Annotated in this window: 22 protein-coding genes; 13 read left to right on the top strand and 9 right to left on the bottom strand. The window is 75.2% G+C overall.

All coding sequences use genetic code 11. The features are described from left to right. Window positions 1–65 precede the first annotated feature (65 nt). The 6 genes from M1O15_RS30520 (at window position 66) to M1O15_RS30495 (ending at window position 7,537) form a co-directional block, all read left to right on the top strand. Entirely contained in the window at window positions 66–2,171 is a 2,106-nt protein-coding gene (locus M1O15_RS30520) for a helix-turn-helix transcriptional regulator (protein WP_248637483.1), read from the top strand. 363 nt (window positions 2,172–2,534) lie between these two features. Then, window positions 2,535–2,765 carry a hypothetical protein gene (locus M1O15_RS31755; protein ID WP_248637481.1) on the top strand — a complete coding sequence of 77 codons (231 nt, stop codon included), beginning with the start codon at window positions 2,535–2,537 and terminating at the stop codon, window positions 2,763–2,765. Next, window positions 2,759–3,412 (top strand): RNA polymerase sigma factor, encoded by a 654-nt coding sequence (locus M1O15_RS30510; protein WP_248637480.1) that lies wholly within the window; start codon window positions 2,759–2,761, stop codon window positions 3,410–3,412. Before M1O15_RS31755 ends, M1O15_RS30510 begins: the two co-directional genes overlap by 7 nt. Beyond that, on the top strand, window positions 3,409–5,184 hold the full coding sequence (locus M1O15_RS31750; protein ID WP_248637479.1) for an IclR family transcriptional regulator domain-containing protein: 1,776 nt from the start codon (window positions 3,409–3,411) through the stop codon (window positions 5,182–5,184). The genes M1O15_RS30510 and M1O15_RS31750 overlap by 4 nt, the downstream gene beginning before the upstream one ends. A 138-nt stretch (window positions 5,185–5,322) precedes the next feature. Continuing rightward, window positions 5,323–6,780 (top strand): ABC transporter permease, encoded by a 1,458-nt coding sequence (locus M1O15_RS30500; RefSeq protein ID WP_248637478.1) that lies wholly within the window; start codon window positions 5,323–5,325, stop codon window positions 6,778–6,780. A gap of 67 nt (window positions 6,781–6,847) precedes the next feature. Further along, window positions 6,848–7,537: an ABC transporter ATP-binding protein gene (locus tag M1O15_RS30495; RefSeq protein ID WP_248637477.1), complete on the top strand. Its 690-nt coding sequence runs from the start codon at window positions 6,848–6,850 to the stop codon at window positions 7,535–7,537. Here M1O15_RS30495 and M1O15_RS30490 read toward each other — a convergent pair. The 3 genes from M1O15_RS30490 to M1O15_RS30480 all read right to left on the bottom strand — a co-directional run bounded on the left by M1O15_RS30490 (window position 7,503) and on the right by M1O15_RS30480 (window position 11,064). After that, window positions 7,503–8,954, bottom strand: coding sequence for a PTS transporter subunit EIIC (locus tag M1O15_RS30490; RefSeq protein ID WP_248637476.1), 1,452 nt, complete (start codon window positions 8,952–8,954; stop codon window positions 7,503–7,505). The two genes, M1O15_RS30495 and M1O15_RS30490, sit on opposite strands and share 35 nt — an antisense overlap. Before the next feature lie 172 nt (window positions 8,955–9,126). Further along, complete coding sequence (gene murQ / locus M1O15_RS30485) at window positions 9,127–10,029, bottom strand: N-acetylmuramic acid 6-phosphate etherase (RefSeq protein ID WP_248637475.1); 903 nt, start codon at window positions 10,027–10,029, stop codon at window positions 9,127–9,129. A 63-nt stretch (window positions 10,030–10,092) separates the two neighbouring features. Further along, window positions 10,093–11,064, bottom strand: a complete 972-nt coding sequence (locus M1O15_RS30480; RefSeq protein ID WP_372499626.1) for a MurR/RpiR family transcriptional regulator — start codon at window positions 11,062–11,064, stop codon at window positions 10,093–10,095. Between the two features lie 65 nt (window positions 11,065–11,129). Here M1O15_RS30480 and M1O15_RS30475 point away from each other — a divergent pair, with 65 nt between their 5' ends. The 4 genes from M1O15_RS30475 to M1O15_RS30460 all read left to right on the top strand — a co-directional run bounded on the left by M1O15_RS30475 (window position 11,130) and on the right by M1O15_RS30460 (window position 13,297). Further along, complete coding sequence (locus M1O15_RS30475) at window positions 11,130–11,504, top strand: DUF8819 family protein (RefSeq protein ID WP_248637474.1); 375 nt, start codon at window positions 11,130–11,132, stop codon at window positions 11,502–11,504. A 46-nt stretch (window positions 11,505–11,550) separates the two neighbouring features. Beyond that, the gene (locus M1O15_RS30470; RefSeq protein ID WP_248637473.1) at window positions 11,551–11,829 is read left to right on the top strand and encodes a DUF4031 domain-containing protein; all 279 of its coding nucleotides are present in this window, start codon (window positions 11,551–11,553) and stop codon (window positions 11,827–11,829) included. Window positions 11,830–11,842: 13 nt separating this feature from the next. After that, complete coding sequence (locus M1O15_RS30465) at window positions 11,843–12,766, top strand: MFS transporter (RefSeq protein ID WP_308282428.1); 924 nt, start codon at window positions 11,843–11,845, stop codon at window positions 12,764–12,766. 96 nt (window positions 12,767–12,862) lie between these two features. Further along, window positions 12,863–13,297 carry an ATP-binding protein gene (locus tag M1O15_RS30460; protein WP_248637472.1) on the top strand — a complete coding sequence of 145 codons (435 nt, stop codon included), beginning with the start codon at window positions 12,863–12,865 and terminating at the stop codon, window positions 13,295–13,297. A gap of 20 nt (window positions 13,298–13,317) precedes the next feature. On the opposite strand, the gene M1O15_RS30455 is transcribed toward M1O15_RS30460, so the two are convergent. The 3 genes from M1O15_RS30455 to M1O15_RS30445 form a co-directional block, all read right to left on the bottom strand. After that, complete coding sequence (locus M1O15_RS30455) at window positions 13,318–13,896, bottom strand: isochorismatase family protein (RefSeq protein ID WP_248637471.1); 579 nt, start codon at window positions 13,894–13,896, stop codon at window positions 13,318–13,320. Window positions 13,897–13,951: 55 nt separating this feature from the next. Beyond that, window positions 13,952–14,623 carry an HD domain-containing protein gene (locus tag M1O15_RS30450; protein WP_248637470.1) on the bottom strand — a complete coding sequence of 224 codons (672 nt, stop codon included), beginning with the start codon at window positions 14,621–14,623 and terminating at the stop codon, window positions 13,952–13,954. Between the two features lie 123 nt (window positions 14,624–14,746). Further along, on the bottom strand, window positions 14,747–15,451 hold the full coding sequence (locus M1O15_RS30445; RefSeq protein ID WP_248637469.1) for a copper homeostasis protein CutC: 705 nt from the start codon (window positions 15,449–15,451) through the stop codon (window positions 14,747–14,749). Window positions 15,452–15,767: 316 nt separating this feature from the next. On the opposite strand from M1O15_RS30445, the gene M1O15_RS30440 reads away from it, so the two are divergent. Then, window positions 15,768–18,071 (top strand): heavy metal translocating P-type ATPase, encoded by a 2,304-nt coding sequence (locus M1O15_RS30440; RefSeq protein WP_248637468.1) that lies wholly within the window; start codon window positions 15,768–15,770, stop codon window positions 18,069–18,071. Window positions 18,072–18,098: 27 nt separating this feature from the next. On the opposite strand, the gene M1O15_RS30435 is transcribed toward M1O15_RS30440, so the two are convergent. Continuing rightward, window positions 18,099–20,180 (bottom strand): HelD family protein, encoded by a 2,082-nt coding sequence (locus tag M1O15_RS30435; protein WP_248637467.1) that lies wholly within the window; start codon window positions 20,178–20,180, stop codon window positions 18,099–18,101. A 233-nt stretch (window positions 20,181–20,413) separates the two neighbouring features. Between M1O15_RS30435 and M1O15_RS30430 the strand changes: the two genes are divergently transcribed. Beyond that, a complete protein-coding gene (locus M1O15_RS30430) occupies window positions 20,414–20,977 on the top strand; it encodes a GNAT family N-acetyltransferase (RefSeq protein WP_248637466.1) in 564 nt (187 codons plus the stop codon). Window positions 20,978–21,146: 169 nt separating this feature from the next. Next, entirely contained in the window at window positions 21,147–21,341 is a 195-nt protein-coding gene (locus M1O15_RS30425) for a hypothetical protein (RefSeq protein ID WP_248637465.1), read from the top strand. Window positions 21,342–21,364: 23 nt separating this feature from the next. On the opposite strand, the gene M1O15_RS30420 is transcribed toward M1O15_RS30425, so the two are convergent. Continuing rightward, window positions 21,365–23,056: a DNA repair helicase XPB gene (locus M1O15_RS30420; protein ID WP_248637463.1), complete on the bottom strand. Its 1,692-nt coding sequence runs from the start codon at window positions 23,054–23,056 to the stop codon at window positions 21,365–21,367. Between the two features lie 94 nt (window positions 23,057–23,150). Further along, the coding region (locus M1O15_RS30415) for a WYL domain-containing protein (protein ID WP_248637462.1) at window positions 23,151–23,350 on the bottom strand (200 nt) is incomplete at its 5' end.

The following is a 23,350-nucleotide window of genomic DNA, read 5'->3' as shown; positions in this document are numbered from 1 at the left end:
GGAACTGCTCGGCGGAGCTGAAGACCGGGACGTAGGCCTGGCATGCGGGGTCGGGGTCGGGGGCGGTGCTGGAGGCTGTGCGGGCGGTCGGGGTGCCGGTGCGGCTGCGGCGGGAGCTGGCGCTGCGGTACGGGCGGCTCACCGAGGACGCCCGGCGGCTGGTGCAGGCGGCGGCCGTGCTGGACCGGGCGGTGCCCGTCGGCGTACTGGGGGAGGTCGCGGGGATCGGGCCCGAGCGGGCCGAGGAGGCCGCCCACCTCGCCGTACGGGGGTCGGTGCTGCGGGCCCAGGGCCCGTACCCGGTCTTCCGGCATCCGCTGGACCGGCAGGCCGCCTACGAGGAGGTGCCCGGGCCCCGGCTGGCCTGGCTGAGCCTGCGGGCCGCCCGCGCCCTGCACCGGGCCGGGGACGGGCCGCTGCCGCTGGCCGAGCTGGCCCGGCTGTACCGGGCGGGCGGCCGGGTACGGGAGGGCCTGCGCTGTCTGGTCGCGGCGGGCGACCGGGCCGCCGCCGAGGGCGACTACGCCACCGCGACCCTGCTGTACACCCAGGTCGTGGAGGAGGACCCGCGGCCCGAGGGGCGGATCAGGGCCGCCGCCAAGCTGGCCCGTACCGCGCAGCTGGCGCGGGCCGGGGAGCCGGTGGTCGAAGCCGTACGCCGGGTGCTGGACCAGGACGACCCGCCGCCTCGGCTGCGCGGTGAGATCCGGCTCCACCTCAGCGTGGTGCTGCGCAACCAGAGCGGGGGCGCGCTGGACAGCCTCAACGAGGTGGCGCTCGCCATCCCCGACCTGGAGCTGTCCGACCCGCAGACCGCCGCCCGGGCCATGGTGGTGGCCGCCATCCCCTCCATCAAGGGCTGGCCGATCGCCCGCCACCAGGCCTGGCTGGAGCGGGCCGAGGCCTTCGCCGACCGGGTGACCGACCCGGTGGCCCGGGCCGCGATCGCCGCCAACCGGGCCACCGCGCTGATGCTGCTCGGCGACCGGCGGGCCTGGGCCGCCGCCGACGCGCTCTGCGCCCCGGCCGACTCCGCCATGGAGGCCGCGCACTTCGCCCGGGGCTGGACCAACCTGGCGCACGCCGCCGTCGCCCTCGGCTACGCGGACCGGGCCCGCAGCTATCTGGACCGGGCCTCCGCCGGGCTCGCCGACTCCAGCAGCCCGTATCTGGAGGGGCTGACCGAGACCGCCCGGCTGGTCATCGACTGGCACGCGGGGCGGTGGGAGCGGCTGCACCAGGACGCCGACCGCACCACCCGGCTCTACCAGGAGATACCCGACCTCACCTCCGAGGCGATGCTGGTGCGCGGGCTGACCGCGCTGCACGTCCTCGGCGATGTGCCCCGCGCCCGGCGCGACCTGCTGACCGCCGCCCGCACCACCCGCTACGACACCGGGGTCATCCTCACCGCCTCGGCCGCCGCGCTCGCCCGGGTCCATCTGGAGGCGGGCCGCCCCGGGCAGGCCAGCGAGGCGGTGGAGGAGGTACTGCGGCGGCTGGAGCGGACCGGCGGCTGGGTGTGGGGCGGCGAACTGGTGCCGACCGCCGTGGAGGCGCTGTGCGCCAGCGGCCAGGGCGAGCGGGCGCACCGGCTGGTGGCGGACTTCGCCGCCGGGACCGCCGACCGGGACGCCCCCGCCGACCACGCCGCGCTGACCGTGGCGCAGGCGCTGCTGGCCGAGGCGGAGGGGCGGTACGGGGAGGCGGCCGCCCTGCTCACCGAGGCGGAGCGGGAGTGGCGCCGCCTGGCCCGCCCCTTCGACGCGGCCCGGGCGGCGGAGGCCCGGGGGCGCTGCCTGCTGGACGCGAACTCCGGGGACGGGGCCGGCGCCGAGGACGCGGTGGAGGTGATGCGGGAAGTGGTGGAGGCCTACCGGGAGTTGGGGGCGCGCTGGGATGTGGCCCGCTGCCAGCGGCTGCTGCGCCGCCATGACGTGGTCACCACGCACCGCCGCGGGCGTCTCGGCTACGGCGACCGGCTCTCGCCGCGTGAGCAGGAGGTGGCCCGGCTGGTCGCCCAGGGCCGCGCCAACCGGGACATCGCCGAGAGCCTGGTGCTGTCCACCCGGACCGTCGAACACCATGTGGCGCGCATCATGCGGAAGTTGAACGTCGGCTCGCGTACCGACATCACCGCCGCGCACGCCCGATCGGAGCCGGGGGAGTAGCTCCTCGCCGGTGCGCGGGGTCTGCTGAGGCCGACCCGGTGGGGGACTGGGGGGCGGGTGGGGGCGTTCTCCGGCGTGGAAGCGAGGGGCGGGGTTGCGCTTGGGGGTCGTGGGTGGGCGCGCGGGCGCCGTCGCGCGCGAGTGCTCATCGGTCCGCTCCCTGTGCGCCATCGATCTCCCCTGAGCGCCCCCCGAGCGGAAACGTTCATCTTCGGCGTTTTCCGAAACCGGTGGGAGAACGGGGGTGGCTGGGGCGTCTAGGGGGCAGGGCGCGAGCCGCGCCTTTTCGGACCCCTTCCCACCGGATGGAGACGCACTGTCATGACGCCGTCATTGGAGTGGCTCGGGTGTATCCCGGCCGCCGTGAGCGCGGTGCACGCGCTGTTCGCCTGGGCGCGGGCGAGCCAGGACGGTCTGCCTTCCCGGCGCGGCGGCCGCGAGCCGGAAGCGCCGTGCCCGTGCGGGCCCGGGACCGCCGACGGGGTACGGGTCGAGGTGGCCGTCGGCGGGGCCGCCCCGGTGGCCGTCCGGGTGGCGCCCGTTCCGGCCATCGGCCCGGGCAAGCCGTCGGGCGAAGCGGACCGCCGGTGGTGAACGAGGAGGCCCGGGCGGCGGCGGTGGCGCCGAGTGCCACGCCGGCCGGCGGCCCGTCCCCGGCGCAGGGGGAGTGCGCGCCGGAAGCGCGTCTGCTCCAGCGGCTGGACGATCTGTACCAGCGCGGCTACCCGAGCTCGCTGACGCTGCGGCTGCACGGGCGGTTCCGCCGCAGGCTCTCGGCCCAGGCGTGCCAGGACGTGGTGCAGGAGGCCTTCCTTCGCATTCTCGACCGGGCGCGGGCCGGGCAGCTGACGGGGGGCGTGGAGCTGGAGAAGTACCTGTACAGGACGGCGTACAACCTCGCGGTCAGCGCGGTCCGCAGCGAGGTCGAGACGGCGGTGGAGGACTCGGCGATCGAGGCTCTCGCGCAGGGCGGGGAGACCGCGGGCGAGATCGATCCGATGAAGGACCTGGTGGAGCCCGCGATCGAGGCGATGCCGGCGAGCCGGTGCCGGGAGGTGGTGCGGATGCAGAGCCGGGGGCTCACCGACGCCGAGATAGCCGGGCGACTGGACATACCCAAGGGCCGTGTCCAGGGGGATCGGCACCGGGCGCTGAACGACCTGCGGCGCCGACTGGCCCTGCACATCCGGGACGGGCAGGGCGACCGAGGACAGGCACACGACATGGAGAAGGACGGGTGACGGGCGTGAGCCGCTTCAACCAGGACGACGGCGGCCCGGGGACGGCGCTCCCGGCCGAGCTGCGGGAGCTGCGGCGGCAACTGGCCGGGGAGCCGGACTTCTGGGACCGTCCGGAGGGGTACGCCGTACCGGCCGACCCGGGCTCACCCGGACCGTCGGCCGCCGACCAGCAGGAGGCCAACTCGTGGTACCGGCTCGGCACCCGGGCCCTTCGGCGGAACGAACTGGCCGCCGCGGCGGGCTGGTTGGGCGAGGCCGCCGAGGCCGGGCACCCGGGCGCGCTGTTCCGGCTGGCCGTGGTGGCCTTGCGGGCCGGGGGCGACGGGGGCGACTGGGCCGCCGAGGTGGCGTACCTGGTCGCCGAGGCGGCCCGGCACGGGCACGGTGACGCCCGCCGGCTGCTGGCCGCCACGGAACCACCGGGGCGGGCGGGCGACCGAAGCAGCGGGCCGTCCGAGGAACCACGGGTGCCGGCGGGCGACCGAAGCAGTACGCCGTCCGAGGAACCGCCGGGGTGGGCGGGCGACCGAAGGGGCGCGCCGTCCCAAGAGGCTGTCCAGGACGTGGAGTTCCACGACGAGGTGCGCACCGGGCTGGCGGCGGGCCGCCCCCTGGCAGCGCGGCCCCTCGCGTCGAACACCCCGCCCGGGCCCGGCCGCGGACGCCGCCTCGCCCTGGTCCCCGCCCCCCAGCAGCCCCCGCCCGCCGCACACCGGCCGTCCCCGCCGACGGCGGCCCCCCGGCCCTTGCTGCGGGCCGTCGGGAGCGACCGGAAGGGCGGCCCGGTTCCGGCGTCGCCCGCCCCCTCCCCGTACCTCGAGATGGTGGCGGCCGGAGCCGTCGCCGCGGCCCGCGCGGACGCGGTCACCCAGGACGGCGGCGCACCGCGCTGGTCGCCGAACGTGCTGCGCCCCGCGCACCTCACCGACCTCAGCCGGGACCGCGTCGCCCTCCCCGCCGAACCGCCGGTCTGGCAGACCCACGCCCTGCGGGCCCGGGACCTGCTGCTGCACATCCAGCAGGCTGACGGGATCTCCACCCGGGACCTGGCCCGCCGCACCCGGATGAGCCTGAGCGCGGCCTCCTGGCTGGTGGACTGGCTGACCCGGCAGTTCTTCGTCGAGACCGTCGAGGGGGCGCACCGGCCCGGAGCCGTACTGGAGATGGCCACCGACGGCGGCACCCAGGACCGGCTGATGCAGCACACCCTGGACATGCTGCGGGACCGCCTGGGCGCCGCCGTCTACCTCAGCACCTACACCGACGGGGAGATCGCCCTGGCGCGGTCCTCGCACAGCGGCAGCGCGCCGCCCGTCCGGATCGGCGTCCCGTTCGCCGACGCCGGGCACGCCAGCGCCGTCGGCAAGGCGCTGCTCGCCGACCTGGACCCCCGGGCCCGGCTGGAGCACCTGGCCCGCCACCGCCCGGTCTCGCTCACCTCCCGGACCATCACCGACCCAGGGGCCCTGTTCGACGCCCTCGACCGGCACGGGCCGCGCGCCGTCCAGTTCGACCTGCTCGAATACTCGCCGCACAATGTCTGCGCGGCGCTCTCGCTGACCCTGCCCGGCCATGACACCGCCTGCGTCGCCCTGTCCCTGCCCGCCGACGACCACGAGCGGCTGCTGCGGGCCGCCACCGCACTGAGCCAGGCGTCCACCGGACTGCTCGTCACCCAGCTGCTGCACACCGCGGCCTGCGAGGGGACCGGGACGGCGGAGGGAGCGGAGCCCGGAGCGGCGGAACCGCTGGAAGCGATCGCCCGCCGATGACCGGTACCGGGCCGCCGGGAGCCGGGCCCCGGGCCGCCGGGAGCCGGGTCCTCGGCGGCCCGGCCGCCCGGCGCGCTTCTCATCCGGCTCTCAGCCGCGCCTTAACCGCCCATCACGGCGCGTCCATACCGTCACGCCATGTTCTTCACCTACCTCCGGCGCGAACTGCGCCGTCGCAGGAAGGCGGCGCTGGTCGTCGCCTCCGGACTGGCGCTGGGAATCGCGCTCGTCATCGTCGTGGGCGCGGTCTCCGAGGGGATGAGCCAGGCCCAGGCGAGGGTGCTCCAGTCCCTCTACGGGCTGGGCACCGACATGACCGTCACCAAGGCCGCCGAGCCACCGGGCGAGGGGCAGGCGCAGGGACGGCCCCGCTTCGAGTTCGACGCCAAGGAGAGCGGCGACGACAGCGACCAGAGCTCGGACATGGTCATCGTGCAGGGGCAGTCCCTCGCCGACTCCACCGTGGCGAAGGTCGCCGACCAGGACGGGGTCGCCGACACGGTCGGCGGGCTCAGCGCGCGGGTGATGAAGGTGAACGGCCAGTTCACCCGGGGCGAGATCGAGCCGGGGCAGACCCCGCCCGGCGGCGGCCGCGGGGGCGACGGCGGGGAAGGAGGGAGCGGCGGCGACCGGGTACGGGGCGGTGGCGCGGCGTTCGACGTCAACTCGTACACCCTCTTCGGCACCGATGTGGCGCAGCAGGACCTCGGCCCGCTGACCTCCTCGTCGATCACCTCCGGACGGACCTTCAAGGCCGCGGAGACCGACGCCGAGGTCGCCGTCGTGGACAGCGCGTACGCCAAGGAGCAGAAGCTCAAGGTCGGCGGGAAGCTGACCGTCTCCGGCACCGCGTACGCGGTCATCGGCATCGCCACCGCGGACAGCGGGGACGCCGCGGCCAATGTGTACGTACCGCTGAAGCAGGCGCAGACGCTGGCGGACGCCAAGGGGAAGGTGACCACGGTCTACGTCCGTGCCACCGACTCCCAGCGGATCGACGCCGTGAAGGCGGCCGTGCAGAAGAACGTCCCGGACACCACGGTCACCACCTCCGCCGACCTGGCCGACACCGTCTCCGGTTCGCTGTCCACCGCCGCCGACCTCGCCTCCGGCGTCGGCAGGTGGCTCTCGGTCATCGTGCTGGCCGCCGCCTTCGTGGTGGCCGGGCTGCTGACCTCCTCGGCGGTCAGCCGCCGGGTGCGGGAATTCGGCACCCTCAAGGCGCTGGGCTGGCGCAGCGGCCGGGTCACCCGCCAGGTGGTCGGCGAGGCGCTGGTGAACGGACTGATCGGCGGCGCGCTCGGTATCGCCCTGGGCCTGGCCGGAGCCTGGGCGGTCACCGCCTTCGGGCCCACCCTCACCGCCGAACTGGGCCGCGGCACCGGTGGGTTCGGCGGCGGTGGGTTCGGTGGCGGCGGCCCGGCGCGCCAGACGGCGGGGCGTGCGGTGGACATCGCGCTCACCGCGCCGGTGTCGCTCGGTGCGATCGGCCTGGCCGTGGGCCTCGCGGTGGCCGGTGGACTGGTCGCGGGCGCGTTCGGCGGCTGGCGGGCCTCCCGGCTGCGGCCGGCGGACGCCCTGCGCCGGATCGCCTGACCGGGTCCCGCTCCCCTTTCGCATCACAGTCACGGCCGTCACGGCAGTCACGACAGGAGAGAAGCAGATGTACCAGCTCAGTGGCGTGACCAAGCGCTACCGGCGAGGCAAGGCCACCGTCCAGGCGCTGGACGGCGTCGACCTGGCCATCGAGGACGGCGGGCGCCTGGTCATCCAGGGCCCGACCGGCGGCGGGAAGTCCACCCTGCTCCAGATGCTCGGCGGACTGGACCGGCCGGACAGCGGCAGCGTGCTGCTGGACGGCGTGGACCTGGCCACCCTGCCCGAGTCCCGGCTCACCCGGGTACGGGCCGAGAAGATCGGGTTCGTCTTCCAGGGCTTCAACCTGGTGCCCACGCTCACCGCCCAGGAGAACGTGGAGACCGCGCTCGTCCCGCTGGGCCTGCGCCCGCGCGAGCGGCGCGAACGGGCCGGGGAGGTGCTGGCCTCGGTGGGGCTCGGCGAGCGGCGCGGCCATCTGCCGGGCGAGCTGTCCGGCGGCCAGCAGCAGCGGGTGGCCATCGCCCGGGCGCTGGTGAAGTCGCCCGCGGTGCTGCTCGCCGACGAGCCGACCGGCAACCTCGACGAGTCCACCCGCGACGAGATCATGGACCTGCTGGAGACGCTGTGGGAGGACAACGGGCTGACCTTCGTGATGGTCACCCATGACACCGCGCTGGCCCGCCGGGCACCCCGGCTGGCGACCATCAGGAAGGGGCGGGTCACGATCCGGGAGCAGGTGGCGGGCCGGGGCTGAGCGCGGTGTCCGGGCGGGCGTCCTCCCCGGCTCCCCCGGTTCCGGTGATCCCCCTCAGACCGAAGAGGTACGTGGCGGCGAACCCCGTCACGTACCCGGTCAGCAGCCCGCCCGCGTACACCGCCACCGTCGTCCCGGTCAGCCCGCCCCCGCCGTCCAGCAGCGGGAACAGCGCCCAGCCGGACGGGCCGATCGCGGTGGCGCCGACCGTCCCGCCGAGCATCCCGAACAGCCCCACGAAGGCCCCGCCGAACGCCCCGCCCACGCAGGCCGTGGCGAACGGCCGGCCGAGCGGCAGCGACACCCCGTAGATCAGCGGTTCGCCGACCCCCAGCAGCCCGGCCGGCAGCGCGGAGCGGATGGTGCGCCGCAGCGCGGTGTCCTGGCGCAGCCGTACGTACACCGCGGCCGCCGCCCCCACCTGGCCCGCGCCCGCCATGGCGAGGATCGGCAGCAGCACGGTGTACCCCTGCTGCTCGATCAGGGTGGCGTGGATCGGGATGAGCGCCTGGTGCAACCCGAGCATCACCAGCGGCAGGAACAGCCCGCCGAGCACCGCCCCGGCGACCGCGCCGCCGCCCGCCAGCAGCCGGTCGGCGGCGGTGCCGATGGCGGTGGAGACCGCCCCCGCCGCGTACATCAGCCCGTAGAGGGTGGCCAGTCCGGCGACCAGGACGGTGAGGGTGGGGGTGAGCAGCACGTCCAGCGCCTCGGGGACATGGCGGCGGCACCACTTCTCGATGTACGCGGCGAGCGCGGCGGCGGCCAGCGCGCCCAGCACCCCGCCCTGGCCGGGGGAGAGCTGCTGCCCGAACACCTCCACCTTGGCCACGCCGGGGAAGACCACGACGGCGGCGACCGCCCCGCCGAGGACGGGCGTACCGCCGAACTCCCTGGCGGTGTTGATCCCGACGAAGACGGCGATCAGCGCCATGAAGCCGGAGGCGGTGGCGGTGAGCGCCGGAGTCAGCCCCGGCAGCCGGCCCAGGTTCACCAGCAGCCCGGTGAGCCCGGCGATGATCCCGCAGCCGATCAGGGCCGGGATGAGCGGGACGAACACGGCCGCGATCCGGCGCAGCAGCAGCTTGCCGGGGGTGGCGTTGCGGGCCCGCTGCCCGGCCCGGATGGCCTCGCCCCGGGCCGCCAGGCCCTCGGCGTCCACCAGGGTCTCGAACGCGGGGGCGACCCGGGCGACCGTGCCCGGGCCGAGCACGATCTGGTACGTGCCGGTCGCCTCGTCCTCCACCACGCCCAGCACGGCCGGCAGCGCCCGGACCTCCGCGTCCCGCACCAGCGCCCGGTCCCGCAGGCCGAGCCGGAGGCGGGTCATGCAGTGGGCGACGGAGCTGACGTTCGCCGCGCCGCCGACGAGCGGCAGCAGGGCGGCGGCGGTGGCCCGGGGGTCGGTCGTCGTCATGGCGCGGATGGTGCCAGCGCGGGCGTACGGGGAGGGGGCGCGCACGCCGGACGCCGCCCGCGCCCACTCGGTTGCGCTATCGGCCGAAGCGGTCGGGGGCGCGGAGCCACCCCGCGGGCGGCGCCTCGCGCCCACTCGGCTGCCCCGCAGCGGCCTGGACTGTCAGTGGTGGTCAGCCGTCGAGCGCGGCGCGCAGATGGCCGCCGGACTTGGTGAGCAGCCCGGCCGCGGTGTCCGCGTCCACCCCGGCGAGCAGGGTGAGGATGGCCTGCTTGACCTCGCCGTCGGTGGCGTCGAGCGCCGCCTCGATCTCGGTGTCCGGGGCGCCGGTGGCCAGGGCGACGATCCGGTGCGAGCGGGCGCGCAGCTTCTCGTTGGAGGCGCGCACGTCCACCATGAGGTTCCCGTACGTCTTGCCGAGCCGGATCATCGTGATGGTGGAGACCATGTTGAGCACCAGCTTCTGGGCGGTGCCCGCCTTCAGCCGGGTGGACCCGGTGATCAGCTCGGGGCCGGTCACCACCTCGATGCCGTGCTCGGCGGCGGCTGCCAGCGCGCTGCCCGGGTTGCAGGACAGCCCGACGGTGAGCGCGCCCCGGGCGCGGGCGTGCTCGACGGCGCCGATGGCGTAGGGGGTGCGGCCGGAGGCGGAGACCCCGACCACGGTGTCGTCCGGGCCGATGCCGAGCGCCGTCAGGTCCGCCTCGGCGAGCGCGGCGGAGTCCTCGGCGCCCTCCACGGCCTCCACCATGGCGAGCGGGCCGCCCGCGATCAGCCCCACCACCTGGCCGGACGCGGTGTTGAAGGTGGGCGGGCACTCGCTGGCGTCCAGGACGCCGAGGCGGCCCGCGGTGCCGGCGCCCGCGTAGACCAGCCGCCCGCCCCGGGCCATCCGCTCGGCGATGGCGTCGATGGCGGCGGTGATCCGGGGGAGCTGGTCGGCGACGGCGGCGGGTACGGACTGGTCCCCGGCGTTCATCAGCCGGGCGATCTCGGCGGTGGGCAGGGTGTCGATCTCCGCCAGCTCGGGGCGGAAGGCCTCGGTGGTCAGGGAGGCGAGCTCGTCAGGGTTCATGTGCGGGCGCTGCTTTCGGTCGTACGGGGGCGTACGGGCGGTACGGGGCCCGGGGGCCGGGGACTAGCGCAGGCCGCGCGGCACGCGGCGGTGGACCAGGGCCTCGTAGGAGGCGGCGAGCGCGGGTGCGGCGGTCTCGTAGGTCCGCTGGGTGACACCGGTGAACAGGCAGTCGATGACGAGGAGTTGGCTGGTACGGGAGGACATGGCGGCCGGGCGCAGCTCGCTCTCCCGGGCGGTGGAGGTGGTCAGCACATGGTCCGCGTACTGGGTGACCGGGCCGTCCGGGCGGCCGGTGATCGCGATGGTGGTCGCCCCGTGGTCGAAGGCGACCCGCAGCGGTTCGATGACGTCGGAGGTGGAGCCCGAGTGGGTGATGGCGATGGCCACGTCCCCGGCCCGGAGCTGGACGGCGCCGGTGACGGCGAGGTGCGGGTCGTGGTGGGCGTGCGCCACCAGGCCGATCCGGAGCAGCTTCTGGGCCAGGTCCTGGGCGACCAGCCCGGAGGCGCCTATGCCGTAGATGTCGGTGCGGCGGGCGGCGGTGAGCGCGGTGACGGCCGCCCCGAGCTGGACGGTGTCCAGTGCGGCGGCGGTGTCGGCGAGGGTCTGCTGCTCGTCGTGGGCCAGCTTGGCGACGACCTCGGCGATCGGGTCGTCCACCGCGATGTCGGCGGTGACGGCGGGGGAGCGGCCGGACTGCTGCTGGGCGGCGAGCCCGGCGAGGGCCAGCCGCAGATCGCGGTAGCCCGGGTAGCCGAGCAGCCGCGCGGTGCGCACCACGGTCGCCTCGCTGGTGCCGGTCAGCTCGGCGAGCCCGGTGACGGTGAGCGCGGCGCACCCGGCCGGGTCGGCGGCGACGGCCTCGGCGACCCGCTGCATCGAGCGGGTCATGGAGGGCGCCAGGGTGCGCACCTTGGCGGTCAGGGCGGCGGGGGCGGGAGCGGCGGCGGCCGTTTCCGTCCTCCGGCGCGGGGCGGCGCCGTCGCCATCGCCGCCCCCCTCCCTGAAACTTTCCTTCACCTCGTTCATCACCTCTGAAAAATATTTCCGGCCGTGGGGGCCGTCAACCCCTGCCCACCTGGGGAGACAATGGCCCTATGGCCCCCACCGACCCCTCCCGCCCGCTCGACCCCCTGGAGCAGGCCCTGCACGCCGCCCGGGCCCGGGTGCTCGCCGATCTGATGGCGCGCAACGTCGCCGAGGCGGAGGTCGTCTCGCTGGTGGAGGACGCGGTGACGCACCGGCGCTGGTGGGTCGAGCAGTGGCCGGACGGGGCCGCCTTCGTCGCCGGGCTGGTCGCCCAGGACGTGCAGGACGCCCTGCTGGAGCGGTACGGCCGCTGGCCGCTCTGCCCGGTCTGCGCCTCCGGCGACCCGCACGCCCTGGACGTCGAACCGGAGCTCGGCGAGGACCCGCACTGGGTGTGCGGCAAGGCGGGCGTGGTGGTCGCCCCGGTCGGCGGGCTGTCGTGACCGCGTACGCCACCCCATCCGCCGCCGGGCGCCCGGGGGCGGCCGGATGACCCTGTACATCGACCCGCCGACCTGGCCGGGCCATGGCCGGATGTGGTCGCACCTGGTCAGCGATGCCTCCTACGAGGAGCTGCACGCCTTCGCCGCCGCGATCGGCGCCCCCGCCCGCGCCTTCGACCGGGACCACTACGACGTGCCGAGCGAGCGGTACGCGGACGCGGTCGCGGCGGGCGCGGTGGAGGTCGGCTCCAAGGAGCTGCTGCGGCGGCTGACGGATGCCGGACTGCGCCGCCCCAAGCGCCGCGGCGGAGATCCGCTGTCCTGATCGCCCGGGTGCCGTGACCGCGCGGCGCCAGCCCTCCGGCCCCGGGTCGGCCTTCGGCCCGGGCCGGCTGGCCATGGGCGGGGTGTGGGCCGTCGCGGCCGGGCTCGCCCCGCGGCTGGTGCCGCCCGAGCGGGTGCCCGGGGCCACCGCGCTGGTCTTCAGCGGGATCGCGGTCGCCTCCGTGCTGGGCGTACCGGCCGGTACCTGGATCGGTCGACTGGGCGGTTGGCGAGCCGCGTTCACGGTGACCGCGGTGCTGGGCGGGCTGGTCGCCCTGGTGCTGCGGCGGGCGCTGCCGCCGCTGCCGGCCGAGCGCGCGGTCCGGCTGGGCGGGGCGCCGCGGCTGCTGCGGGAGCCCGGGCCGCGTACCGCCCTGCTGGTCGTCGCGCTCCTGGTCACCGGCCACTTCGCCGCGTACACCTATGTCCGGCCGGTGCTGGAGCAGACCCGCGGGGTGGGCGCCGGGGCGATCGGGGCGCTGCTGCTGGTGTACGGGGTGGCGGGCGTGGCCGGGAACTTCGCCGCGGGCCGGGCGGCGGCCCGCTCCCCGCGGGTGACCCTGCTGGTGCTGAGCGGGCTGCTCGCGCTGACCGTGCCGCTGCTGCCGCCGCTGGGCGCGGCGCTGCTGGTGGTCTGGGGCCTGGCGTACGGCGGGGTGTCGGTGTCCGCCCAGTCCTGGGTGATGGCCGCCGCCCCGGACGACCGGGAGACCGGATCGGCGCTCTTCGCCTCCGTGTTCAACGCGGCCATCGCCCTCGGCGCGCTGCTCGGCGGTCGCGCGGCGGACGGCTTCGGCGTGGCCGCCGCGCTGTGGCTGGGCGGCGCGCTGGCCGGTACGGCGGTGCCGGCCGGGCTCGTCGGGGCCCGTACGGGAGCGGGTGGGACCGGTGCCGCGGCCGGCCGGCGCGGGGACGGACTCGAACCCGGGTCCGGGTGAGGTCCCCGGGATGCTTCGACTCCCCCCGGGTAGACGGAGCGGGACGAACCGATCGACCGGGCCCGGACACCGGGTGGCCGAGCAGGGAGGACCAGCATGGGCGGATCGTCGGTACGGGCGGTGGGCTGGGCGCGTTCCCTGCCGATGACCAGCACGGCCAAGGAGGCCAGAGACTGGGCGCGGGCGCACCTGGACTCGCTCGGCTGGGGGCAGGAGGCGTCCGAGACGGTGGACGCGGTGCTGCTCTCCGTCTCCGAGCTGGTCACCAACGCCCATGTGCACGCCCACAGTTCGGCTCAGCTGGTGCTGACCTGGGACACCAGCTGCCTGCATGTCGCCGTGCACGACGGCTCGACCCAGCTCCCGGTCGCGCGCCCGCCGGACAACGAACGCCTGGGCGGGCGGGGGATGTTCCTGGTGGACGCGCTCGCCGACACCTGGCAGGTCCGGCCCTGCTCCGACGGCAAACTGGTGATGGCCTGCTTCCAGCCGCCGGCCGAGGCACTGGAGTCGGAGGCGGCGGAGGGCTGAGCCGCCGCCCTCGGCCTCGCTCAGCCGGGGCCCGGGGCGGCGAACGCGACCTCCGCCGCGTAGGGGACGACCTCCACCTCGTCGCCCAGGGCCCATTCGGCGACCCGGGAGGCGGTGGCCGCCGGGACCGCCTCGCCGATGCCCTCGGCGGCAGGGATGTCGTACGTCGCATGGGCGTCGTGCGGCAGTACGACCCGGTAGTCCAGCCGCAGCGCCCGGCGCGCGGTGGCCAGCACGCACATCTCGGACATCACCCCGCAGACGGCCAGGGCCCGCACCCCCGCCCCGTCCAGCAGCTCCTCCAGCGGCGTCCCCTCGAAGCCGTCGTCCTCCGCCTTCCGCACCACCACCTCCATCTCCCCGCCCCGTACGGGGAGATGGAGCTCCCACCCGGGTGTGCGCGGCTCGTCGGGCTCGCCCTCGGCGCCGTCGTTCTGGAGGTGCACCACCAGCGCCCCGGCCGCCCGCGCCCGGGCGAGCAGCCCCTCCACCCGGTCCAGCAGCCGCGCCGCCCCGGGCACGGCCCCGGCACCGGAGACGAAGGCCGACTGGACGTCCACCACGATGAGCGCCTCGACGGGCGCGAGGGGTGCGTTCATGCCGCCCAGCATGCCCCCGGGCCCGCGCCGACCGGGCACCGGGTGCCCGGTCGGCTCAGACCGCACCGCCCCCGCTGGCTAGCAGCTCCAGCTCGGTGCCCAGGTTCTGCCGGGCCCGGTCCTCCCAGGCGTCCGCCCCGTGCGGGGTGCGGAACAGCCGGGGCAGCTCCAGGAGTTGCCGTAGCACGGCGGCGCGGCCGACCCGGAAGGCGTCGGCGGGGACGAAGGCGTACTCCTCCCGTACCGCGGCCGCGTAGGCGGCGTACGCGTCCGGGGCGGCGGCCAGTACGGCGAGATCGGCGTCGCACAGCACCTCGCCGTTGCGGTCGCCGTCGGCCGGGTCATGGCTCACCGTGAGCCGCACCAGCCGGGCCGCCTCGGCGGTACGGGCGGGGGAGACGCCCAGTTCGGGCAGGGCGCGCTCGGCGAGGCGGGCGCTGCGGTCCTCGTTGGTGGAGCGCTCCGGCAGATACACCGCGTCATGGAACCAGGCGGCCAGCCGGACCGCGTCGGCGTCCTCGGCGTGATCGGCCAGCTCGTCCACCCGGTCGAGGACGGCGAGCAGATGGTCGGTGGTGTGGTAGCGGCGCTGCGGTTCCGCCCAGCGGGCCAGCAGGGCGTCGGCGTAGCGGTCCACCCGGTCCGCTTGGGCGGCGTCCCGTACGGCCGCGGCCCAGCGCCGGCGCAGGTCGTCGTGGGCGGGGTGCTCCGGGAGGGTGGCTGCCATGGCCCTCATTGTGGCCCCGTTCCCCGGCCCGGCGGGACGGGGCCCGGCCGGGACGGGGAGTCGGCATCGGAGCGGGGCGGCGCGGGGCGGAGGGCGCCTGGTCCGTGGGTGCCCCCGGGCGGCTCAGATCAGGTCGTCCACCGCCGCCCGCCAGGTGCGGACCGCCGTCGGGGACACCGGGGCGGACCAGCCGGCGGGCCGGGCGGCGCCGCCGATGTGGAAGCCGTTCACCCCGGCGGCGCGCAGCCGGGGGACGTGCTCCAGCCGCAGCCCGCCGCCCACCAGCAGCCGGGCCTCGTAGCCGGGCTCGCCGGAGCGGGCGGCCTCGGCGAGCAGCAGCTCCATGCCCTCGTCCACGCCCGCCGCGGAGCCGGCCGTCAGAAAGGTGTCGAGACCGGGCAGGTCGGCGAGCTGCTTGCGTGCGGCGTCCCGGTCGACGGCCCGGTCGATGGCGCGGTGGAAGGTCCACCGGCACCCGTCCAGCTCGGCGACCAGACGCTCCACGGCGACCAGGTCCACATGCCCCTGGGTGTCGAGGAAGCCGAGCACGAACTCGTCCGCGCCCTCCTCGCGCAGCTCACGGGTGGCCCGTACCAGCGCCTCCATGTCCTCCGGGCCGCCGGCCGCGAACCCGTCGGCCAGCCGCAGCATCACCCGCGAGGGGATGTCCACGGCGGCCTGGATCCGGGCGTACGCCTCCCTGGACGGGGTGAGCCCGTCCGCCGCGATGTCGGTGACCACTTCGAGCCGGTCCGCTCCTCCCGCCTGGGCCGCGATGGCGTCCTCGGCGTCAAGGGCGATCACCTCCAGGACCGCACGGTTGCTCACGGGGACTCCATTCCTCGGCGAGTGACGGGGCTACGGGACTACGGGACCACGGAACAGGTCTAGTCCAATGGCCAGCCTAGTGCGCGGACCGGGGGAAAGCAGCTCCGGCCCGCCTTCGGGCCGCTGGAAGTCCGGTTATCGGCGGTCCGGGTACCCGGCGGCGGCGGTTTCGGTCACCCGCCTCCCCCGGCCCCTCCCCCCTTCCCCGATCATCGGACGGGCTTGCGCGGCGATACGGTGGAGGGGTATAGATGGAAGCGGATTAGTGATACCCCCCAGGGGTATGAAAGCAGTCGGCGGACGAGGAGCGGCCCTCATGAGCACCACCACGACCACGCCACCGGGCAGCGACCGGGTGGAGCTGCTGATCGGTGGGATGACCTGTGCCTCCTGCGCGGCGCGGATCGAGAAGAAGCTGAACCGGATGGCGGGCGTCGAGGCCTCGGTGAACTACGCCACCGAGAAGGCGCGGGTGGAGTTCGCCGGTGAGGTGTCGGTGGCGGACCTGATCGCCACGGTGGAGGCCACCGGCTACACCGCCCGCGAACCGGCCCCACCCGCCCCGCCCGCCGCGGTGGCCGGCACCGAGGGCGACCCCGGCCCCGTACCGCACGCGGACGCGGAGGACGCGGCGGCCGAGGGCGAGCTGCGGACCCTGCGCCAGCGCCTGCTGACCGCCGTACTGCTCTCCGTCCCCGTCATCGTCCTCGCCATGGTCCCGGCCTGGCAGTTCACCAACTGGCAGTGGCTCTCGCTGACGCTGGCCGCCCCGGTCGTCACCTACGCGGCCTGGCCCTTCCACAAAGCCGCCGCGGTCAACGCCCGGCACGGCGCGGCCACCATGGACACCCTGATCTCCATCGGCGTCTCGGCGGCCTTCCTCTGGTCGGTGTGGGCGCTCTTCCTCGGCACCGCCGGCATGCCCGGCATGACCCACCCCTTCTCCCTCACCATCGCCCGCGGCGACGGGGCCGGGAACATCTATCTGGAGACCGCCGCCGGGGTGACCGCGTTCATCCTGGCCGGCCGCTACTTCGAGGCCCGCTCCAAGCGGAAGGCCGGCGCCGCCCTGCGCGCGCTGCTCCACCTCGGCGCCCAGCAGGTCACCCTGCTCGGCGAGGACGGCCGGGAGACCACCGTCCCGGCCGCGCGACTGGCGGTCGGGGACCGGTTCACCGTCCGGCCCGGGGAGAAGATCGCCACCGACGGCACCGTGCTGGAGGGCACCTCCGCCGTGGACGCCTCCATGCTCACCGGCGAGTCCGTCCCGGTGGAGGTGGGGCCCGGGGACGCCGTCACCGGTGCCACCGTCAACGCCGGCGGCCGGCTGGTCGTGACGGCCACCCGGGTGGGCGCCGACACCCAGCTGGCCAGGATGGCCAAGCTGGTGGAGGACGCCCAGAGCGGCAAGGCCGCCGCCCAGCGCCTGGCCGACCGGATCTCCGCCGTCTTCGTCCCCGTCGTGATCGCCCTGGCCGTCGCCACCCTGGGCTTCTGGCTCGGCAGCGGCGCCGGGGCCACCGCCGCCTTCACCGCCGCGGTCGCGGTGCTGATCATCGCCTGCCCCTGCGCCCTGGGCCTGGCCACCCCCACCGCCCTCCTCGTCGGCACCGGCCGCGGCGCGCAGCTCGGCATCCTCATCAAGGGCCCCGAGGTCCTGGAGACCACCCGGAGCGTGGACACCGCCGTCCTGGACAAGACCGGCACCGTCACCACCGGCACCATGACCCTGCAAGCGGTCCATGTGGCCGAGACCGAGGACGAGGCCGAGGTGCTGCGGCTGGCCGGGGCGCTGGAGCACGCCTCCGAGCACCCCGTGGCCCGGGCCGTCGCCCGCGCCGCCGCCGAGCGGACCGGCGAACTGCCCGCCCCCGAGGACTTCGCCAACGTCCCCGGACTCGGCGTCCAGGGCGTCGTCGAGGGCCGCGCCGTCCTCGTAGGGCGGGAGAAGCTGCTGGCCGAGTGGTCCCTCACCCTTCCCGACACCCTCGCCAAGGCCACGGAGGCCGCCGAGGCCGCCGGCCGGACCGCGATCACCGTCGCCGTGGACGGCCGGGCCCGGGCCGTCCTGGAGGTCGCCGACGCCGTCAAGGAGACCAGCGCCGAGGCGATCGTCCGCCTCAAGGCCCTCGGCCTCACCCCGATCCTCCTCACCGGCGACAACGAGACGGTGGCCCGGTCGGTGGCCGCCGAGGTCGGCATCGAGGAGGTCATCGCCGAGGTGATGCCCGAGGACAAGGTGGACGTCGTCAAGCGGCTCCAGGCCGAGGGCCGCTCGGTGGCGATGGTCGGCGACGGGGTCAACGACGCCGCCGCGCTCGCCCAGGCCGACCTGGGCCTGGCCATGGGCACCGGCACCGACGCGGCCATCGAGGCCGGCGACCTCACCCTGGTCCGCGGCGACCTGCGGGCCGCCCCCGACGCCATCCGGCTGGCCCGCCGCACCCTGGCCACCATCAAGGCCAACCTCTTCTGGGCCTTCGCCTACAACGTCGCCGCCCTGCCGCTGGCCGCCACCGGGCTGCTCAACCCCATGATCGCCGGAGCGGCCATGGCCTTCTCCTCCGTCTTCGTCGTCGGCAACAGCCTCCGGCTGCGCACCTTCCAGCCGACGCACTAGGACGCGCCGGCCGGCCAACCGACACTCCTACGCGGCCAGTTGCGGCGGCAACGCGGCCGAGTGCACCACCACCAGACCGGACACCGCACGGGTCAGCGCCACATACAGCCGGCGCAGGCCCGTGCGCTCGTCCGGTTCGCCGTCCACCACGGCCGCCGGCTCGTCCAGCACCACATGGTCGTACTCCAGGCCCTTGGCCAGCGAGGCCGGCACCAGCGTCAGCCGTACGTCCGGGGTGGTCTCCTCACCCGGCGCGAGATACGCCAGACCCGCCGCCTCCAGCGCGGCCGCCAGCGCCGGGACACGGGCGTCCGCCGCGATCAGCCCGATCGACCCCTCCCGCCCCAGCGACTCCCGGCACGCCGCCACCACCTCCACATCCCGCCCTTCCCCGTCCCCGTCCACCCTCCGCACACTCAACGACCCCGGCGCCTCACGCACCGACCGCACCGCCGCCAGCCCCGGCGACATGTGCGGCAGCAGCCGGGAGGCGTACGCGATCACCTCACGCGGTACGCGGAAGCCGGCCGTCAGCTCCTCCACCACCGCCTCCGGCTTGCCCAGGTGCGCCAGCGCCTCGCTCCAACTCCCCGTCGCCCACGGCGTCGTCCCCTGCGCCAGGTCCCCCAGTACCGTCGCCGACCCGGTCGAACAGCGCCGCCCCACCGCCCGGTACTGCATCGGGGAGAGGTCCTGCGCCTCGTCCAGCACCACATGGCCCAGCGAGTGCGTACGCTCCACCAGGTCCGCCACCTCGTCCACCAGCACCGCGTCCGCCGCCGACCACTTCGCCGCACGCGCCGACCGGGGCGGCTTCTCCCAGAGCACCGCCTTCTGCTCCTCGGCGTCCAGCAGCCCCTCCGCGTGCGCGGCCAGGTACTCCGCGTCCGACAGCAGCCGCCACACCAGCCGCGCCGGCTCCACCGCCGGCCAGACCGCCTTCACCAGGGCCTTCACCGCCGCGTTCCGCGCCACCTGGTCCTGCACCCGGTCGTCCGGCGCCTCCCCGGCCTGCTCCATCCGCACCAGCACCGTGTGCGCCACCCGCTGCGGCAGGGCCTCCCGCGCCGCCCCGTAACGGATGTCCCGGTCCAGCAGCTCGCGGACGATCTCCTCCACCTCGTACGCCGGTACGCGCCAGCGCCGTGAACCGCGCACCACCACCAGCGGCTCCACCGGCATCGCCACCTGCGACCGCAGCGCCCGCCGCAGCACCTCCGCCATCCGCGCGTCGCCCTTCACCACGGCCGCCGCCGCTCCGTCGAGCCCCCGCACCTCGACCTTCCCCGCCCCGGCGACCAGCTCCTCCACCGTCGCCTGCCCCACCTCCAGCTCGCCCAGCGCGGGCAGCACCTGCTCGATGTAGTGCAGGAACGAGCGGTTCGGCCCCACCACCAGGGTCCCGGTACGGGCCAGCCGCTCCCGGTGCGCGTACAGCAGATACGCCACCCGGTGCAGCCCCACCGCCGTCTTCCCGGTCCCCGGCCCCCCTTGCACACACACCGTCCCCCCGAGCCCCGAACGCACGATCTCGTCCTGCTCCGGCTGGATGGTGGCCACGATGTCCCGCATCGGCCCCACGCGCGGCCGCTCGATCTCCGCCTGAATCAGCCGCGAAACCCCCTCTTCCTGTTCAGCTCCCTCCCCTCCCTCCCCCAACCGCTCATCCTCGTACGCCGTGAGCTCCCCGCCCGTGTACCCGAACCGCCGCCGCAGCTCGACCCCCTGCGGGTCCTTCCGGGAGGCCCGGTAGAACGGCTGTGAGACCGGAGCCCGCCAGTCGACCACCATCGGATCGCCGTCCCCGTCGTGCACATGCCGGCGCCCGATATGGAACCGCTGCCCCTCCTGCACCCCCGCCCCGTAGTCCAGCCGCCCGAAGAACAGGGGCGTGTGCGCCAGGTCCGCCAGCGCCTTGATCCGCTCGTCGATCTGGGACCTCAGCACCTCGGCGTTGACCCAGTTCGCCGTGACATCCCGGATGTCCAGCGCCGCGACCTCCTCCCGCATGGTCCGCAACGCGGCCCGCGAGGACGCCAGATGCGCCCGCTCCCGCGCCAGCGGGTCGTTCTGCTGTTCCGATTCTTCCCGGCGATCATGCGCGGACACGGCGAAGCCCTCCAGAGCGGTTCACGGGAACACCGGTCAGAGCCGCGCCACCGACCACGGGCGCGGCTCTGACCGGACACGATGACATGACGGCCCGTCCGGTTTCCGACCGGCGGGCGGCGCTCCAAGAGGGAGGCAGGCAAGGTCGGCGATTCTAGCCACCCCCGCCCCCCACCCGCGACCGATTAACTCGCCCGCCCCTCTCCTGATCACCCAGCCCTAGGCTTCTCCTCATGGAGAACGCCCCCGCCCCCGGCACAGGCACCCCCACCCCCGCCCTCCGCATCCGGCCCGGCGGCCCGGCCGACGCCTCCGCCATCCTCGCCATGCTGGACTCCGCCGTCGCCTGGATGAACGCCCGGGGCAACACCGAGCAGTGGGGCACCATCCCCTACTCCCGGCGCCCCCAGGGACCGGCCCGGGTCGAGGAGTACACCACCCGGCACACCCCCTACATCGCCGAGCTGGACGGCGTCCCCGTCGGCGCCCTCGTCCTCCACACCGGCCCCAGCCCCGACCTGCCGATCCCACCGGCCCCCGAGCCCGAGCGCTACGTCCGCCTCCTGGTCACCGACCGCCGCCACGCCAGCCGGGGCATCGGCGCCGCCCTGCTCACCCGCGCCGCCGAGGAGACCCGCCGGGCCGGCGTCCGCCTCCTGCGCGTCGACTGCTGGGCGGGCGATGACGGCGCCCTAGTCGCCTACTACCAGCGCAACGGTTTCACGCCCGCCACCACCTTCCAGGCCGGCCCCACCGGCACCTGGCCCGGCCGGCTCCTCACCCGCCGCCTCCCCTGAGGCCCCCGCGATCCCGTCCGCCCCGGGCCTGACCGCCGACCCCTAGGGGTGCCCTCCCGTCCCGTAGCACCGCAGGGGGACGGCGGCCACCTGGAGTCGTACGGACGGGTGGCGCCGGTTCGGTCGGAGGACCGATGTGGGGCGGGAGGCGGATGGCCACCATGGAGGCATGACCACAGCAGCCTTCACCACCCCGCAGGCCGACCCGCCGCCGGGCCGCTCCGGAGCGACCGCGCTGGGCACCGCGCCCCACTCCCACCCGCTCGGCAACGCGCTGCGCGCGCTCAAGGTGTTCGCCGAGGCGGCGTTCGGGGTCGTGGTGCTGGGGGAGTACGGCCAGGAGACCGGCGTCCGCCGCCGCTGACCGCCCGCCCGCCCCAGGCCCCCTTACGCGCCGCTCAGATCCACATCCGGATCGGACCCGGAGCGGTTGCCCTCCCCGTCCGCCGCCAGCTCGCTCGCGTCCACGATGCGGTAGGCGTACCCCTGCTCGGCGAGGAACCGCTGCCGGTGCGCCGCGAAGTCCTGGTCGATGGTGTCCCGGGCGACCACCGAGTAGAAGCGCGCCTCGTGGCCGTCCGCCTTGGGCCGCAGCACCCTGCCCAGCCGCTGGGCCTCCTCCTGGCGGGAGCCGAAGGTGCCGGACACCTGGATGGCGACCGTGGCCTCCGGCAGGTCGATGGAGAAGTTGGCGACCTTGGAGACGACCAGGACGCTGATCTCGCCGTTGCGGAAGGCGTCGAACAGCTTCTCCCGCTGGGCGTTGCTGGTCTCCCCCTTGATGACCGGGGCGTCCAGGTGCTCGCCGAGCTCGTCCAGCTGGTCGATGTACTGGCCGATGACCAGCGTCTGCTGTCCCCGGTGCTTGGCCACCAGCGCCTCGGTCACCTTCCGCTTGGTCGCGGTGGTGGCGCAGAAGCGGTACTTCTCCTCCGTCTCGGCGGTGGCGTACGCCAGCCGCTCGGACTCGGTCAGATCGACCCGGACCTCCACGCAGTCGGCGGGCGCGATGTACCCCTGCGCCTCGATCTCCTTCCACGGCGCGTCGAACCGCTTCGGCCCGATGAGCGAGAACACGTCCGACTCGCGGCCGTCCTCCCGTACCAGGGTCGCGGTCAGCCCCAGGCGGCGCCGGGCCTGGAGATCGGCGGTGAACTTGAAGACCGGGGCGGGGAGCAGGTGCACCTCGTCGTAGACGATCAGCCCCCAGTCGCGGGAGTCGAACAGCTCTAGGTGCGGGTAGATGCCCTTCCGCTTGGTGGTGAGGACCTGGTACGTGGCGATGGTGACCGGCCGGATCTCCTTCCTGGTCCCGCTGTACTCGCCGATCTCCTCCTCGGTGAGCGAGGTCCGCTTGACCAGCTCGTGCTTCCACTGGCGGGCCGAGACGGTGTTGGTGACCAGGATCAGGGTGGTCGCCTTGGCCTCGGCCATCGCGCCCGCGCCCACCAGGGTCTTGCCCGCGCCGCACGGCAGCACCACCACGCCCGAGCCGCCGTGCCAGAAGCCCTCCACCGCCTGCCGCTGGTAGGGCCGCAGCGCCCAGCCGTCCTCGGCCAGGTCGATCCGGTGCGCCTCGCCGTCCACGTACCCGGCGAGGTCCTCGGCCGGCCAGCCCAGCTTCAGCAGCGTCTGCTTGATCTGCCCGCGCTCGGAGGGGTGCACGGCCACGGTGTCCGGGTCGATCCGGGCGCCCACCAGCGGCTGCACCTTCTTGGAGCGCAGGATCTCCTCCAGGACCGGGCGGTCCGTGCTGGTCAGCACCAGCCCGTGCACCGGGTGCTTGACCAGCGACAGCCGCCCGTAGCGGGCCATCGTCTCGGCCACGTCCACCAGCAGCGCGTGCGGCACCGGATAGCGGGAGAACTCCACCAGGGCGTCCACCACCTGCTCGGCGTCATGCCCGGCCGCCCGCGCGTTCCACAGCCCGAGCGGGGTGACCCGGTACGTGTGGATGTGCTCGGGCGCCCGCTCCAGCTCCGCGAACGGCGCGATGGCCCGGCGGCAGGCGTCCGCGCGCTCGTGGTCCACTTCGAGCAGCAGCGTCTTGTCACTTTGAACGATGAGCGGTCCGTTCACGCCTCACCCTTTCCTGGCGGCCCCGGTGCACTGGCCGCGCTACGCGGCCAAACATCCAGTGTCGCGCATCGGCGGGGAAAGGGGGGAGGGGCGCTCAGTCCCCCTCCTCCGCCAGTTCCGCCACGCCCGTGATGCGGTGCAGGGGGTAGGTGCGGACCTCGTCGGCGGTGTGGTCGTAGGCGGTGACGAAGCCGCCCTCGACACGGACCGGGGCGATGACGCGCTGGCTGGCGGCGCCATCGGCGTTGACATAGCCGATCCAGACGGCGGAGCCGGTGAGGGCGGCGGCCTGGA

This window comes from Streptomyces lichenis, from assembly GCF_023218175.1.
Classification (GTDB): domain Bacteria; phylum Actinomycetota; class Actinomycetes; order Streptomycetales; family Streptomycetaceae; genus Streptomyces; species Streptomyces lichenis.
Note: the sequence above shows the minus strand (reverse complement) of the source record. Positions and strands in the feature narration are given on the sequence as shown.